This is a genomic window from Kribbella sp. CCNWLW201, assembly GCF_037203805.1.
Lineage (GTDB): Bacteria > Actinomycetota > Actinomycetes > Propionibacteriales > Kribbellaceae > Kribbella.
Genome location: NZ_JBBCBQ010000002.1, coordinates 398514 through 412928, shown reverse-complemented (window position 1 = coordinate 412928; position 14415 = coordinate 398514). Strand labels below are relative to the sequence as shown.

Below are 14415 nucleotides of genomic sequence, written 5' to 3'. Positions count from 1 at the left end.
ATGCCGTTGATCGTGCCGCTGCTGCTGGCGGTCGTCCTGTTCTGCATCGGTGTGTACGGCGTCCTCGCGCGCCGCAACGCGATCACGATGCTGATGTCCTTCGAGCTGATGCTGAACGCGGTGAACCTCAACCTGGTCGCCTTCGACGCATGGCGGGTCGACGGCCTCGCCACCGGCCAGACGCTGGCGGTCTTCGTCATCACCCTGGCCGCGGCCGAGATCGGTCTCGGGCTCGCGATCGTGCTGCTGCTGTTCCGCGGTCACGGTCACGTCGACGCGGACGCCGCGCGGGACCTGGTAGAGCAGGAGAGGGGTCCGGTCACGTGATCGCGACCGCGTGGCGCGTGATCGGCGTCGGCTTCTCCCTGCTCGTCGTACTCATGGCCGGTCTGCTGTACGGCGTCGGACCCGATCAGACCGACTTCCTGAACTCGTCCGTCGGCGATCTCACCATCGGATTCGCCGTACGCACCGACGACCTGACAGTCCTGTTGCTCGCGGTCGTCGGAGTGATCGCGACCTGCGTCCAGGTCTACTCGATCGGCTACCTGCACGAACGGCCGGCGTCGTACCACGCTCTCGTCACGTTGTTCACCGCGGCGATGGTGACGGTCGTGGTCGCGGACAGCCTGTTCCTGCTGCTGATCGGGTGGGAGGTGATGGGCGTCTGCTCGTACCTGCTGATCGGTCACTACTGGGAGCGTCGCGACGCCCGCTCCGGCGCGGTCAAGGCGTTCCTGATGACCCGGCTCGGCGATGTCGGTTTCCTGTTCGGCATCTTCGTCCTCGGCGTCGGCGCAGGCACGTTCCGGATCTCCGAGCTCGACCCCAGCCAGATCTCCCCGGGTGTGCTGACCACCGGGACGCTGCTGCTCCTGGTCGGCGTGGTCGGCAAGTCGGCTCAGGTCCCGTTGCAGACCTGGCTTCCGGACGCGATGCCCGGCCCGAGCCCGGTCAGCGCGCTGATCCACGCGGCGACGATGGTTGCCGCCGGCGTCTTCTTGATCGCGCGGCTGTACGACGTTTTCGCCGCCTCCGAGACCACCTTGACCGTGCTGGCGATCATCGCCTCGTTGACGATGCTGTTCGCCGCGCTCTGTGCGATGGCCGCGGTCGAGGTGAAGCGAGTGCTGGCCTGGTCGACCGTGAGCCAACTCGCGATCATGTTCTCCGCGCTGTCCCTAGGCACTTCGGACGGTCGGCATGCTGCGCTCTTCCATCTGCTCACCCACGCCGCGTTCAAGGGCCTGCTCTTCCTCTGCGCCGGCGTACTGCTCCACCAGGTCGGCAGCGCGGCGTTCGTCGTACTGCGTCGATACACGCGACGCGGCCGGTTGCGTAAGGCGCTGCCGGTCACGTTCGCGACGATGACGGTCGGTCTGGCGGCGTTGGCCGGCGTACCGGGGTTCGCCGGGTTCTTCTCCAAGGACACGGTGGTCGAGGCGGCCTGGCATCACGCGCGGGACGGTTCGGTTGTTGGATGGATCGTGCTGGTGTCGGTGGGCCTGACCGCGGCGATGACCGCGTTCTACTGCGTGCGGTTGTGGCTGTGGGTGTTCTTCCGGACCCCCGCGCTCGCCGGCGCCATTGGTGCCTTCGAGGACGACGACCCGATGGCCGACCTCGAGGAGCCCGACTCCTCCAAGCTCCACGACGCGCCGTGGGTGATGCTGTCACCGCTGATCCTGCTCGCCGTCGCCTCGGTCGTTCTCGGGTACGTCGACGGCGTACATCTCAACTGGATCGTCGGGCTGGTGACGACCGCGCTGACGTTGCTCGGGGCGCTTCCGGCGTACTCGTTGTGGTCGCGGGGCGCGGATCCGCGGCCGGTCGTGCTGGAGCGTGAGTTCGGTGTCGACACGCTGTACCACCGGATGTTCGCCGTACCCGTGCGCTGGTTGGCGCGGCTGACCGTCATCGGGGACCGGGACGTGATCGAGGCTTATGTGCGGGCGGTTGGTCGGACGGGGACGTTGGCGTCGCAAGGGTTCCGGCGGATGCAGACGGGGAACGCGCAGACGTACTTGACCGCTGCTGTGATCGGCGTGGTCGCGCTCGCGGTACTGGCCGGGGTGATCAGCTCATGACCGAGGTGTCGACTGCGAATGGCTCGCTGATGAGCCTCATCCTGCTGGCGATTCTGATCCTGCCGATTCTGGCCGCGCTGGCGCTGTGGGCCCTCCCGGTCGGCCTCGGTGATCGGTTCGCGGCGATCTACGGATCGATCATCTCGGGGCTCGTGCTGATCGGTTCGCTGGTGCTGTGGCCGCGGACCGAGTTCGGCTGGACTTCCTACACGCCGGTGCCGGACGAGGGCTTCCGGCCGCTGCGGGCGGCCACGGATGTGCCGTGGATCCCGTCGCTCGGGGTGCGGTTCCACGTCGCGGTGGACTCGATCTCGATGCCGCTGATCGTGCTGACCACGCTGCTGGTCTTCCTGTGCTGCCTGTACTCGTTGAAGATCACGCCGCGGATCGGCCGGACCCGGTCGCTGATCGCGTTGCTGCTGGTGATCGAGGCCGGTGTGATCGGCACCTTCTCGGCGATGGACCTGGTTCTGTTCTTCCTCTGCTTCGAGATCGTGCTGATCCCGATGTGGCTGATCATCGACATCTGGGGTGACGAGCACGACCCGGCCGGACGCAAGCGGGCCGCGACCACGTTCGTGCTGATGACCGTGCTCGGCTCGGCGCTGATGCTGCTGGGGTTCCTGCTCGTGTACCGGCAGGCGGGGACGTTCGACATCGTCCGGCTGACCAACTCGCCGGTGCTCGGCGGGCACGGGGTGCCACTCGCCGCGGCGGTGCTGATCGCGGTCGGGCTGGCGGTCAAGGTGCCGTTGTGGCCGCTGCACATCTGGTTGCCCGACGCGCACGCGAAGGCGCCGACGGTCGGGTCGGTTCTGCTGGCGGGGGTGCTGCTGAAGCTCGGCACCTACGGCATGATCCGGATCCTGGTTCCGGTGCTCCCCGATGCGACTGTCACGATCGCGCCGTACCTGGCCGGGTTCTCCACCGTGGCGATCGTCGCCGGGTCGCTGGCGTGTCTGGCGCAGACCGATGTGAAGCGGCTGATCGCGTACTCGAGTGTCGGTCATATGGGCTTCATCGGGCTCGGGATCGCGACGCTGTCGCCGGCTGGTCTGCGGGGTGCGCTGTTCGCCAACATCGCGCACGGGATCATCACCGGTCTGCTGTTCTTCCTGGCCGGTGCGATCAAGGATCGGCACGACACGAGCGATCTGCGGACGATCGGGCGGGCGCTGTACGCACGGCTGCCGCGGATCGGTGCGCTGCTGACGTTCGCCTGCCTGGCGTCGCTGGGCCTGCCCGGGCTGGCCGGGTTCTGGGGCGAGATGCTCGTCCTGCTGGGAGCCTACGACCCCAGTGACTTGTTGCCCCGGACAACTTATCTGGTGCTGATGGTGATCGCCGGGCTCGGGACCGTGCTGACCGCCGCGTACTTCCTCCGCCTGGTCCGCAACCTCTGCCAGGGTGATCCGGCCGAGCATCCGCCCGCGGCCTTCGCGGTCGACCTCAGCCGGATCGAGCTGATCACCTGGGCCCCGCTGATCGTCCTGACCGTCCTCCTCGGGGTCTGGCCTGGCCTCCTCCTGCACCAATGGAGTGCCCTGTGACCCTGACGTGGACTGATTGGCAGGCGGTCGCCGTACCGCTGGTGCTGGCGCTCGGGGCGGTCGCCGTACTGCTGATCGACGCCTTCTGGCGCAGCGCACCCGCGCAGCTGCGGCACACCCTGGTCACGCTGCTCACCGGCGCGGTCATCCTGTTCGGGCTGGTCTTCGTGTGGGCTCAGCGGGACGACTTCAAACCGGCGTTCTGCCGGCCTGCGGTCGAAGGGCCGGCCGAGTGCAGCCTGGTGTTCGAGCCGTTGACCGCGGGGTTGTGGGCGGTGCTGCTGATCGGCGGACTCGGGGTCGTCGGACTGTCGGCGTACAAGTTGCTTGCCTCGGACATCCCGGTCGGGGAGTACCACTTCCTGCTGCTCAGCGCGCTCGTCGGTGCGACCGTGCTCGCCGGGGCGCGCGATCTCGCCACGGTCGTGATCGGTCTCGAGGTCGTGTCGCTGCCGAGCTTCGCGATGGTCGCGTTGCGTCGGGATCGACGCGGGTCCGAGGGTGCGCTGAAGGCCTTCCTGGTGTCGGTGCTGTCGACGGCGGTGATGCTGTTCGGCATTTCTTACCTGTACGGCGTGACCGGCTCGCTGTACCTGACCACCATCGCGAACCGGCTGACCGGGCTCGACCCGGATCTGGAGCGGGTCGCGTTCGCGGCCGGGCTGTTCGTGATCGTCGGGTTCGCGTTCAAGATCGCGGCGGTGCCGTTCCACGCCTGGCTTCCGGACACGTACGTCGGTGCGCCGGTCGAGGTGACCGCGTTCCTCGCGGTGGTGTCGAAGTCGGCCGGTGTCGCCGGTCTGTTGGTGCTGGTGACGACCGGAGTCGCGCCGGACGGATCCGATCTGCGGACGGTGGTCGCCGTACTCGCCGCGGTGACGATGACCGTCGGCAACCTGGCCGCGTTGCGTCAGGTGGAAGCCGTACGACTGCTCGCCTGGTCGTCGATCGGTCAGGTCGGGTTCCTGCTCGCGCCGCTCGCGGTCGGCAGCGCCCAGGCTGTGGTCGGCTATCTGGCGGCGTACGTCGTGGTCACGCTCGGCGCGTTCGGTTCGGTCGCTGTGGTGCAGCGGCATCGGCCGGGCGGGCTGCTGACGGACTACCGGGGCATGGTTCGCTCCGAGCCAGGGCTGGCGGTGGCGCTGATCTTCTTCCTGGTCGTGCTGGCCGGTCTGCCGCCGGGGTTGGCCGGGTTGTTCACCAAGTTCGCCGCGTTCCAGGCCGTCATCGACGCGCATCTCGGCTGGCTCGCGATCGTGATGGCGATCAACGTGATGATCGGTCTGGCGGTCTACCTCCGCTGGGTCGCCGAGCTCTTCCGGCTGCCCGCCGAGGACCCGTTCTCGGTCGACATCGAGTCGCCGGCGGTCGCGATGATCTCGCTCTGCGCCGCGACTGCCGCCGTACTGTCAGTGCTGCCGAGCACCCTGTTCGCCCTCGCCACCTGACAGCTTCAGGACAACCACGGCTGCCTGAATCGGTCGCCACCTAGCGTTGTGCAGGTGATCGCGCGTGGAGTCCTCGGAGTGATGGCGGTGCTGGCGCTAGGCGCCTGCTCAGCCGGCAACGACACGTCGGCGGGAGGTGACTCGCCCGCGAGTACGACGGTCTCTACCCCGGAGATGCCGGTGGAGCCGTCGGGTCTGCCGACGGAGGAGACCCCGACGCCAACCCCGACCTTCCCGACTGCGAAGGATGGGCAGAACTACGCGGCCTGTAGCGACGGCAACTGCGAGGTCCTGGTCCGCAAGGCGGCCCAGATCACGCTGGACCGCCGGAAGGTGAACCTGACCGTCGCGGACGGCCGGATCACGATCACCAACGCCCGCAAGGACGGCGGCTCGAACTTCACCGTCAGCGTCCAAGGCACTGCCGGCGTCGCCACCTGGGGCTCGATGGGCGGTCCGATGCACAGCGCCTCGCTCAAAGCCGCCGAAGGCACCACCGCCATCGTGATCCTCCGGACCAGGCGATAGCTCAAGCGGGCTGCTTGGCGAGGAAGTCTTCGTACTGCGACCAGACTCGGCGCCAGAGTTGGTCGCGCTGAGTGGCGTCCAGGTGTGGGAGTGGCAGGTAGAACACATCGGCCAGCATGGCGAAGTAATCGGCCGGGTTCTCGATGATGGTCGAGTCGATCCGGTCGGCGAACGTCTCGCTCAGACCGACAGAGCGCAGTACGACGACACTCGCCGGCTTCCGGCGGAACGCGGAGGCGAGCCGGCGGAACGGGGACTCCGGGCTGGCGGAGAGGTTCGCGTGCTGGGCGACGAAGGCATCCAGGCCGACCGCGGCGGACTCGAAGTCCATGCCGACCAGATTGGCCCGCGGGTCGTGGTCCAAGCGCCAGCCGTCGACCTTCTCGGACGGGCGCAACCGCAGGTCGAACGGGTCCTGATAGGTGCTGCCCGCCTCGAGCGGTAGCGGCCGCACCAGAGTCTCGCCGAGCCCGGCGTCGACCAGCCAGACGCGATCCGGATCCTCGACCAGCCCGCTCACCGTGAGCACCATGTGGCTGGCATCGACGTCGCCGGCGCGAGTCGGAGTCTGCGCGCCGCCGCGGTGCATCTTCACGCGGTAGCCGAGTTCGGTGAGCAGGAGGGCGAAGCACCCGTTCAGCTGGAAGCAGTAGCCGCCGGTCTCCCGCGCGATGATCCGCTTCGCTGCGTCCTCCGGCTCGAGTGGCCCGCCCGGCTCCAGCTGGAACTGCACGGACTCGTACGGCACCTGGTCGACGAACGCCTCATGCAGCCGCGACAAACCTTCCAACCGAGGCGGGCCGTCGTACCCACGCACTCCGATCCTTTGCAAGAACGCCTCGGTGTCCATCCGCTTACCCTAGGCCAGGTGATCGACGTACTCTCCCCGTCCGAAGCTGTTCAATCCGCTCCGGAGCTGGCCGCCGTCTACCTGTCTGCCTTCGGGGCGCCCGGGTACGACGAGGAGCCTGCCCGAGCCGAGCAGTTCGGGAACGAGCAGTTGCCACTGCACTCACAGCGGGACGGGTTCAAGCTCGTCGTCGCCAGGCACGACGAGCGGATCGTCGGGTTCGCGTACGGATTCACCGGGCAGCGGGGGCAGTGGTGGTCGGACCGGCTGGTGGAGACCGCGTCGGCGGAGATCGTCGAGGAGTGGGTGGGCGGGCACTTCGAGTTCGTCGAGCTCGCGGTGGCGGTCGAGGCGCAGGGACGCGGGGTCGGCTCGGCGCTGCACGACGTACTGGTGGCTGATCTTTCGCACGAGAAGGCGCTGCTGTCGACGTACGTCGATGATCGGCCCGCGCCCAGGCTGTACCGGCGAAAGGGGTGGCGGGTGCTCGTCCCGGACCTGGGCTGGGGATCGGCGCTCTACGGGTTAAGCCTTCGCTGAGCTTTGGACACCACCGTGCCCGTAAAGCCGTGACCTGGCAGGGTAGGGGCATGACTTCTGAGCGGATCTATGTCGGGAGCTACACGAGTCAGCCGGGCGGCGGGGAAGGCATCGCGTCCGGGCCGCTGGAGGGGATCGGGGTGGTTGCGACGACCACCGATCCGTCCTTCCTGGTCAGGTCCACGGACGGGCGTTTCCTCTACGCCACGAACGAGACTGAGAACGGCCACGTCAGCGCGTTCGCGATCCAGCCGGACGGCGGGCTGGAGCTGGTGAACGAGCAGCCGACCGGCGGCGACCACCCGTGTCACCTCGACATCGACCCGTCCGGCCGGTTCCTGTTGTCGGCCAATTACTCGTCCGGCTCGGTCGCGATCCACCCGATCGCCGCGGACGGATCGCTCGGTGAGGCGACCCAGGTGCTGCAGCGCGAGGGCACCGGGCCGAACAAGGAGCGCCAGGAGGGTCCGCACGCGCACCAGGTCGCGTTCGACCCGTCCGGCACCTACACGTTCGACGTCGACCTCGGCTCGGACTCGGTCTACGTGTCCACGCTGACCGAGGACGGGCAGCTGGAGGAAGTCGACCGGCTGCACATCCACCCGGGCGCCGGTCCGCGGCATTTGGTGTTCCACCCGAGCGCGGGCGCGGCGTACGTGATCAACGAGCTCGACTCGACGCTGACCGTCTGCAGCTACAACGACGGCAAGCTGCAGATCGTGCAGACCGCCTCAACCCGGCCGGCCGACTCCCCAGGCGAGAACTTCCCGGCCGAGCTGCTGATCTCCGCCGACGGCCGCCACCTGTACGGCTCCAACCGCGGCGACAACACGGTCGCGGTCTTCGCTGTCGCCGCCGACGGCCTCTCGGTCGAGCTCGTCCAGACCGTCGACTCCGGCGGCGACTGGCCCCGTCACCTTGCCTTCAGCAACGACGGGACCCGCCTCTACGCCGCGAACGAACGCTCCGACACGATCGCCACCTTCGCGATCGATGCCAACGACGGCACCCTGACCCCGGACGGCGACCCGGTCGCCTGGCCGAAGCCGGTGTGCATCCTGCCGATCTAGCCAGCTGCCCCTCCTGCAACGTCCGAGGATGTGTGGTCTGTAGCCCACACATCCTCGGACGTAAGCGATCTAGGCCTTGGCCGCCAGGTACAGCCGCAGGATCGTGTCGTAGTCGATGATCTCGGCCGTCAAGTCGTCGGGGGCGACGGTCTGCTGGCTGCTGATCACCAGGAGCTTGCGCGGTTCGCTGAGGTCGACGCCGTACTTCGTCTGGGCGAAGGCACGGTTCTCGGGGGTGCTGACGTAGTCGTCGTACCGGGCGAGTTGAGCGGCGCCCTCGCGGACCGTCACCGCTCGCCGGTGCTTCTTCAAGGGCTCGCGGAGGGGGAGACCGAGGTCGCCGATGATGTGAGTGCCGTCGGCGCGCTCCAGGATGAAGTCGGGGGTGAGGCCGACCTGGTCGGTCGCGTCACCGTCGCGCCACTCGAGCAGCGGCCGCTGGATCAGCTTGGTCGCGTCGAACGCCGACAGCAGGATGCTCTCGTGCTCGGTCAGGAACTCCTCGGCGGTCGCGTCCTGGAGTCCGTGCGCGAGGTAGGTGCTGGTGAATGCCGCGCTCTTGACGCCCTCGTCGTCCCGGGGCGCGCTCAAGGTGCCGACCGGGTCGAGGTGGGGAGCTGCCGAGGCGAAGTTCCGGAGGAAGTCCAGGTACTTGTCGGCCGGCTCCGACCGGTGGATCGCGACCGCGAAGAAGGTCCAGTGGACCCGGATCGACGGACTGGCACCGTGCACGAGCAGGACCCGGTCGAAGGTCGAGTAGTTGCCCGGCGCGAACCGCAGCAGCTGGTCGCCTGGAGCGACGTACTCGGTGCCGAGCATCTTCTGGGCGCTCGGGAACCTGGCGTCCAGCTCACCGCGACCGGCCGTGGTGGCAACGGTCGCGTCCTTGATGATGTTCTCGCCGGCCAGGCTGACGACCGGTGATCCGTCGCCGAGGCCGAAGTACTCCTCGACGCTCTGCGCCTTCTGCCGCCGTACCTCGAGGGTCCGGTACTCGCGGCTCACGCCGACCAGCTCGAGGATGTTCCAGTCCGGGGTCTCGGTCAGCACCATCATCCGCGGGTAGAGCAGCTGGCCGGGCAACTCGCGGCCGTGACTGCCGGGCAGGTGGTCACTCACACTCCGCAGGTGATCGCTCCAGAACTGAGTGTTCACCTTCACGAACTCGGTGGGTTTCAACGCCCGGCTCCTCTCGGCCCTAACTGTCGTCAGAGGAAACCACGTCCGGGCCCACCGTTATTCCGGTGGGCCCGGGCGGTCGTCAGTTGCTGACGAAGTCGCCGAACATGCCAGGCTGGTAGGCGCCTGCCGGGTTGCGAACGATCACATTCATCCGGTTGGCCGCGTTGATCAGCGCGATCACGGCGATCAGCGCGGCGAGCTGGTCGTCGTCGTACTGCTTGCGTGCCTGGGCCCAGGTCTCGTCGGATACGCCGTCGTGGGCGTCGGCCAGGCGGGTGCCTTCCTCGGCCAGTGCCAGCGCGGCCCGCTCGGCCTCGGTGAACACGATCGCCTCGCGCCAGGCGGCGACGAGGTTGAGCCGGACCGAGGTTTCACCGGCGGCGGTGGCGTCCTTGGTGTGCATGTCGCAGCAGAAGGCGCAGCCGTTGATCTGGCTGACCCGCAGCATCACCAGTTCCATCGTCGCCCGCGGCAGCGTCGACTGCTCGAGCAGCAGGTTGAGGCCCGCGAACCGCTTCCCGAACTTCAGCGCGTAGGCGTTCTCGAGCATGTTGAAGCGAGCGTCCATGATGTCGTCCTTACTCGTAATGTTTGCCTGAACGAACACCAGATGCCGGCCGCTCGAGCTCTGTGACTGTGACGTGTGCCACCGGTTGCCGGTGTCACAGATCGCGGTGGACCGGCGTCTTGTGCGTGTGACAACTGACCAGGAGCAACCGATGGATCCGGCCACCGAGGCGTTCGTCGCCCACCGCAACCTGCTGTTCACCGTCGCCTACGAGATGCTCGGCTCGGCCGCCGACGCCGAGGACGTGCTGCAGGAGACGTGGCTGCGCTGGATGACCGTCGACCTCGGCATCGTCCAGGACCAACGCGCGTACCTGGTCCGGATCACCACCCGCCAGGCCCTGACCCGGCTGCGCACGCTCGGCCGCCGCAAGGAGTCGTACGTCGGTCCCTGGCTGCCGGAGCCGCTCCTGACCGCACCCGACGTGGCCGAGGATGTCGAACTGGCCGACAGCGTCTCGATGGCGATGCTGCTGGTCCTGGAGACGCTCACCCCGACCGAGCGGGCGGTGTTCGTACTGCGCGACGTCTTCGCTCTCGAGTACGACGAGATCGCCGAAGCCGTGGACAAGACGCAGGCCGCCGTACGCCAGATCGCTCACCGGGCCCGGAACCACGTCGCCGCCCGACGGCCCCGCGGGGTCGTGTCAGCCGCCGAATCCCAAGGCGCCATCAACGCTTTCAAGCACGCCATCGAAACCGGCGACCTCCAGACTCTCCTCGACCGGCTCGCTCCGGACGTCGTACTCCTGGGCGACGGTGGCGGCGTGAAGCAGGCCGTGCCGCGTCCGATCGTTGGCGCCGACAAGGTGGTGCGCCTGCTGTCCGCCGGCCTCCCCAAGCTCCCCGGCGACGTCTCGGTCGAGCCGGTTCAGATCAACGGCTGCCCGGCGCTGATCGTCCGGATCGGCGGCGAGATCGACGACGTGGTCGCCATGCGCATCGACGACGGCCTCATCACCGGCCTCTACATCGTCCGCAACCCCGAGAAGCTGTCCCGAGTGGAGCAGGCCAACCCGGTGACCCGCTGACCGTATGCCTGGCATCGGCTGACTGGCAGGTGCACACCGTGTCAGTGATCCTGTCTGGCCGGTGTCAGGGTGGTGTCAGGCCGGACGTCGACAGTTGCTTGCATGACGAAGAACAGCAACGACTCGACCATCACCTTCACCGACCACGACAAGAGCACCCTGCGGACCGCGGCGTACGGCGCGGTGTCGCTGCTGGTCGCCGCTGACGCCACCGGTAAGCCGCACAAGGTCGCCACCAAGGGTTCCCTCGCTCTGTCCTCCGCGACCGGCCCGGTCGGGCACGTGCTCGCCGCGAAGTCGAAGGACATCAGCCTGGACGGCAAGAACGTCGCAGAGCTCGCCGACCTCGTGCTGCCGGCCCTGACGGCATCCATGGATCTGCTGAAGAAGCAGTCCCCGGCCGAGGCCGACAACTTCCGCAGCACGGTCCTCCTCGCCCTCGAAACCGCGGCCCATGTCCACAAGGGCGACCTGAGCCCGGTCCTGACCGAGATGATCCGCAAGATCACCGCCGCCCTCGACGCCGCCTGATGGAACAGCCGCGACAGCCCCTGACTTGCGTTTCCGCAGGTCAGGGGCCTGACCTTGTCATGAGTTAGGTTAACCTAACTAATTCGTGCTGGAGGTGCGGTTGCGTCCCGGTTGGGTGATGGTGAGTGCCGAGTCCGGCCGGCTGCTGGACGAGCCGGATCAGTTGGCCGTCGACCTCGCCTCTGTGCGGCACGAAGGCAACGGCGTGTACACGATCACCACCGGCACGGACGAGACGTTCCGGCTGATCAAGCGCGTCGGCCCGGTCGATCCCGGCGTGAACCTCGCGTACACGGTCCATCTCGGCGACATGCCTGGGTACGACGGTGACTTCGACGGCGTGCCGACCGTCGACCTCACGCTCTCCGACCGGATGGTGAACGACGAGGTCGCGCCGATGCTCGCCCGGGCCCTGGCCGAGTCCACGGCCGTCCTCCGCGGTGGGCGGGCCACAGACGGCGACCGGGTTTTCGGTCCGGGCGGGACACCTGACGTCGACGCCGTACAGCGGCCCGTGGACGCCGGTCACCGCGCCGAGTTGCGGCAACGCGGTCTGCTGGAACGTCGGCTTGGCCGCGCTGACTTCGTACGCCGTACCGCGGTGCGCAAGGAGATCCGGAAGCTCGCCCTCACCATGGGCGTGGCCGACGGACAGCCGAACGCCAAGCTGCTCCGCACCCTGCTCACCGAGGACGAACGGGCGATCCTCGACCGCGCCAAGGACGGCGGGCGGCCCTTGGAGGAGCGCGTCGATCAGCGGGGTATCTCGCGAAGGCGCTCGGCGGGTCGGGAGTTTCCTCGGTGGTGATTGGGCAGCCGAGACCGACCGCCTGCAGGCACTGGGGGCCTCGCCTCAGCCGCTCGCCGACGCCCGCGAGAAGCTGCACTTCGCGATCGACCGCTACGAGTCAATCGCCAACAGCAACGGCACGCGCCAAACCTTCCCAGACCTCAGCACGGTCGACCCCGCCAACGGCCGACGCGTCATCGGCGGCCTGACGGCCCAAGTCCGCTCGGGCGTTGACCAAGCGCCGTACGTCGTTTGGCCGCCGAACCGCCCGGCAAGCCCCTACTCCCCGAACGCCTGATCACCCTGGAACAACTCTCCCGCGCCGCCGACGCCCTAGACCACCACACAACCCACGGCACGACCGACTCCCGCGCCCACGTCCAAGCCCACTTCGACCAGTCCCTGCAGAAGGCAGACGAACTGTGGCAGCAGGCCGGCGTACCCAACGGCCTCATCCTCCCCGCCTCCAGCACCGAGCAGGTCGGCAAGCCTGAACCGACCGGCGTAGCTGCGGCAGCAGCCCCCGATACCGAGGTGGACAGACTCCGCCGAATGGTCGACTGGCCACGAGCCAACGCCCGCCCCACGGAAGCCGCCCCCGCCGCCCGCCGCACGAAGAACACCCCTGGCACCCACCGCAGAGACGACAGGGGCCGCAAGTAGCCAGCCGGACACCGCGTAGCTCCCGGGACTTTCCGCACGAATTCCATCCGCGCGGAGGTCGTATGTCCGGCGGCGCACGTGCTGTGGCCCTCGCCGCAAGGCGAATTGAGCACTATTACTCAGTCCGTGCGGGCTCTCCGCGCGCAGACTGAGCTGAAACAGCACCGGGTGCGCCCAAGGGTATGTCTGGGGCACCACAGGATCACGGCCGGTCGCCACCGCCGGTCCCTGGAGCATCAGCGGCAGGGAGGAGCGCAGTCGCCATGACTGTGCGGGGGAAGCAAGCAAAGATGACCATCGTCGCGGTCGTGCTGGCCGTCGCGGCGACCGGTGGTTGTGGTGGGCAACAATCAGGGAGCGGATCGGCGCCGCCGTCGGCAACATCAACGGTGTCGCCTGATCTGGTCAGGATTCGAGGCGTGTTCACGGACGGTGACGGCGGTTCCGAGCCCTTCGAGGTGATCGCGGACGGAAACAGGCGATTCCGGTTGACGATGCTCACCGGCCCGGGGTACTACCAGGTCTGGGACGGCAAGGCACTGCTGCTCTACAACCCCGACGAGGACCCGAAATACCAGCGGATCGAGAATCCGGGCAAAGACGAGCTCCCCGACAGCACCTTCTTCTACCGGCCGGACACCGAGGAGTTCGAACAGCTGTGTCCCGCGGCGAAGCGGCTTGGCACGAAGACGTTGTTCGGGCGGACTGCGGTCCGCTACCACTGCGACAAGGTGGAATCCAGTGAGTCCGTGCCGTCCATGGACGCCAGAGAGATCGCGCTGGACGAGAAGACCGGCCTGGTGATGGTGTACGGCGGCTCGGAGGTCATCACCGAGGTGACTTTCGGCCCCGTGATCAAGGCTGACACGTTCTCGACCGAGCTGCCGCCGGGCGCGGGCCCGACCGTGGTGCCGCCGGAAGGCGAGTCGACCGACGTGCCCCCGGATGCCGAGTCGACCGAGGTGCCGCCGGATGGCGGTGACGTCGGGCCGTACGAGATCGCCACCTTCCGGCTTCGCGCCGTCGGTGGCGGGTTCGTCAACGGTACGTCGTACCGCGGACAGCCGTTCGTGATCGTGGCCGGATCGGCGGACGGGATCCGAACCGCGATCGGCCGTCTCCTGCCGATGACGCGAGCCGGTACCCCACCGGTCGTGGGCTTCCTGCTGGTCCTCCCGGCCGAGGATTGGAAGGGCTCGTTGCTCAACCCCGAGGACGTGGACCAACTGGCCGACTCGATCTCCAAGTCGGCGGGAACCTTCCCCGTCCCGGTCGGCCTCGACTTCAAGGGCGCCGCCACCGAGATGTTCACAGGCAACATCACAGCCCCGCCGGATCCCACCCAGGTCACGATCGCGCTGGTCGCCTCCGACGGAACGTTCGCCCACGTGACCCCGGCCCACGAAGCAACCGACGAGAACCTCCGCACCTGGATCGCCGCCCTCACCTGAAACCGCGACCCGCCCGCCGAAGGCCCAACCCGACAACGGTGGGTGACCGTCGCCGAGCGAAGCGAAGGCACCACCCGACAGCGGCGAGCACCGAAGCCGCCGAGCGAGGCGAAGGCGTAACAGCCGA

Annotated in this window: 15 protein-coding genes; 12 read left to right on the top strand and 3 right to left on the bottom strand. The window is 68.0% G+C overall.

Annotated features, from left to right (window positions below; genetic code table 11):
- The 5 genes from nuoK to V9K99_RS11715 are packed head-to-tail and all read left to right on the top strand — an operon-like array spanning position 1 to position 5613.
- The gene (gene nuoK / locus V9K99_RS11735) at positions 1-327 is read left to right on the top strand and encodes an NADH-quinone oxidoreductase subunit NuoK (protein WP_337004061.1); all 327 of its coding nucleotides are present in this window, start codon (positions 1-3) and stop codon (positions 325-327) included.
- Positions 324-2087: an NADH-quinone oxidoreductase subunit 5 family protein gene (locus tag V9K99_RS11730; RefSeq protein WP_337004060.1), complete on the top strand. Its 1764-nt coding sequence runs from the start codon at positions 324-326 to the stop codon at positions 2085-2087. The genes nuoK and V9K99_RS11730 overlap by 4 nt, the downstream gene beginning before the upstream one ends.
- Complete coding sequence (locus V9K99_RS11725) at positions 2084-3637, top strand: complex I subunit 4 family protein (RefSeq protein WP_337004058.1); 1554 nt, start codon at positions 2084-2086, stop codon at positions 3635-3637. The genes V9K99_RS11730 and V9K99_RS11725 overlap by 4 nt, the downstream gene beginning before the upstream one ends.
- On the top strand, positions 3634-5085 hold the full coding sequence (locus V9K99_RS11720; RefSeq protein WP_337004056.1) for an NADH-quinone oxidoreductase subunit N: 1452 nt from the start codon (positions 3634-3636) through the stop codon (positions 5083-5085). The genes V9K99_RS11725 and V9K99_RS11720 overlap by 4 nt, the downstream gene beginning before the upstream one ends.
- Positions 5086-5139: 54 nt before the next feature.
- Positions 5140-5613, top strand: a complete 474-nt coding sequence (locus tag V9K99_RS11715; protein ID WP_337004054.1) for a hypothetical protein — start codon at positions 5140-5142, stop codon at positions 5611-5613.
- A 1-nt stretch (position 5614) separates the two neighbouring features.
- Here V9K99_RS11715 and V9K99_RS11710 read toward each other — a convergent pair whose 3' ends face one another.
- On the bottom strand, positions 5615-6463 hold the full coding sequence (locus V9K99_RS11710) for an arylamine N-acetyltransferase family protein (RefSeq protein ID WP_337004052.1): 849 nt from the start codon (positions 6461-6463) through the stop codon (positions 5615-5617).
- An 18-nt stretch (positions 6464-6481) separates the two neighbouring features.
- Here V9K99_RS11710 and V9K99_RS11705 point away from each other — a divergent pair, with 18 nt between their 5' ends.
- Both V9K99_RS11705 and V9K99_RS11700 read left to right on the top strand, forming a co-directional pair.
- Positions 6482-7003, top strand: coding sequence for a GNAT family N-acetyltransferase (locus V9K99_RS11705; RefSeq protein WP_337004050.1), 522 nt, complete (start codon positions 6482-6484; stop codon positions 7001-7003).
- Positions 7004-7053: 50 nt separating this feature from the next.
- Complete coding sequence (locus tag V9K99_RS11700; RefSeq protein ID WP_337004048.1) at positions 7054-8073, top strand: lactonase family protein; 1020 nt, start codon at positions 7054-7056, stop codon at positions 8071-8073.
- A 69-nt stretch (positions 8074-8142) separates the two neighbouring features.
- Here the strand turns inward: V9K99_RS11700 and V9K99_RS11695 are convergent, their stop codons facing one another.
- Both V9K99_RS11695 and V9K99_RS11690 read right to left on the bottom strand, forming a co-directional pair.
- Positions 8143-9252: a hypothetical protein gene (locus V9K99_RS11695; protein ID WP_337004046.1), complete on the bottom strand. Its 1110-nt coding sequence runs from the start codon at positions 9250-9252 to the stop codon at positions 8143-8145.
- A gap of 82 nt (positions 9253-9334) precedes the next feature.
- The gene (locus V9K99_RS11690; RefSeq protein WP_337004045.1) at positions 9335-9823 is read right to left on the bottom strand and encodes a carboxymuconolactone decarboxylase family protein; all 489 of its coding nucleotides are present in this window, start codon (positions 9821-9823) and stop codon (positions 9335-9337) included.
- A 151-nt stretch (positions 9824-9974) separates the two neighbouring features.
- Between V9K99_RS11690 and V9K99_RS11685 the strand changes: the two genes are divergently transcribed.
- The 5 genes from V9K99_RS11685 (at position 9975) to V9K99_RS11665 (ending at position 14288) form a co-directional block, all read left to right on the top strand.
- Entirely contained in the window at positions 9975-10853 is an 879-nt protein-coding gene (locus V9K99_RS11685) for an RNA polymerase sigma-70 factor (RefSeq protein ID WP_337004043.1), read from the top strand.
- A 102-nt stretch (positions 10854-10955) separates the two neighbouring features.
- Entirely contained in the window at positions 10956-11384 is a 429-nt protein-coding gene (locus V9K99_RS11680) for a hypothetical protein (protein WP_337004041.1), read from the top strand.
- 85 nt (positions 11385-11469) lie between these two features.
- Positions 11470-12192, top strand: a complete 723-nt coding sequence (locus V9K99_RS11675; protein WP_337004039.1) for a hypothetical protein — start codon at positions 11470-11472, stop codon at positions 12190-12192.
- Between the two features lie 234 nt (positions 12193-12426).
- Positions 12427-12837, top strand: a complete 411-nt coding sequence (locus V9K99_RS11670; protein WP_337004037.1) for a hypothetical protein — start codon at positions 12427-12429, stop codon at positions 12835-12837.
- A 263-nt stretch (positions 12838-13100) separates the two neighbouring features.
- Positions 13101-14288 carry a hypothetical protein gene (locus V9K99_RS11665; protein ID WP_337004035.1) on the top strand — a complete coding sequence of 396 codons (1188 nt, stop codon included), beginning with the start codon at positions 13101-13103 and terminating at the stop codon, positions 14286-14288.
- Positions 14289-14415 lie beyond the last annotated feature (127 nt).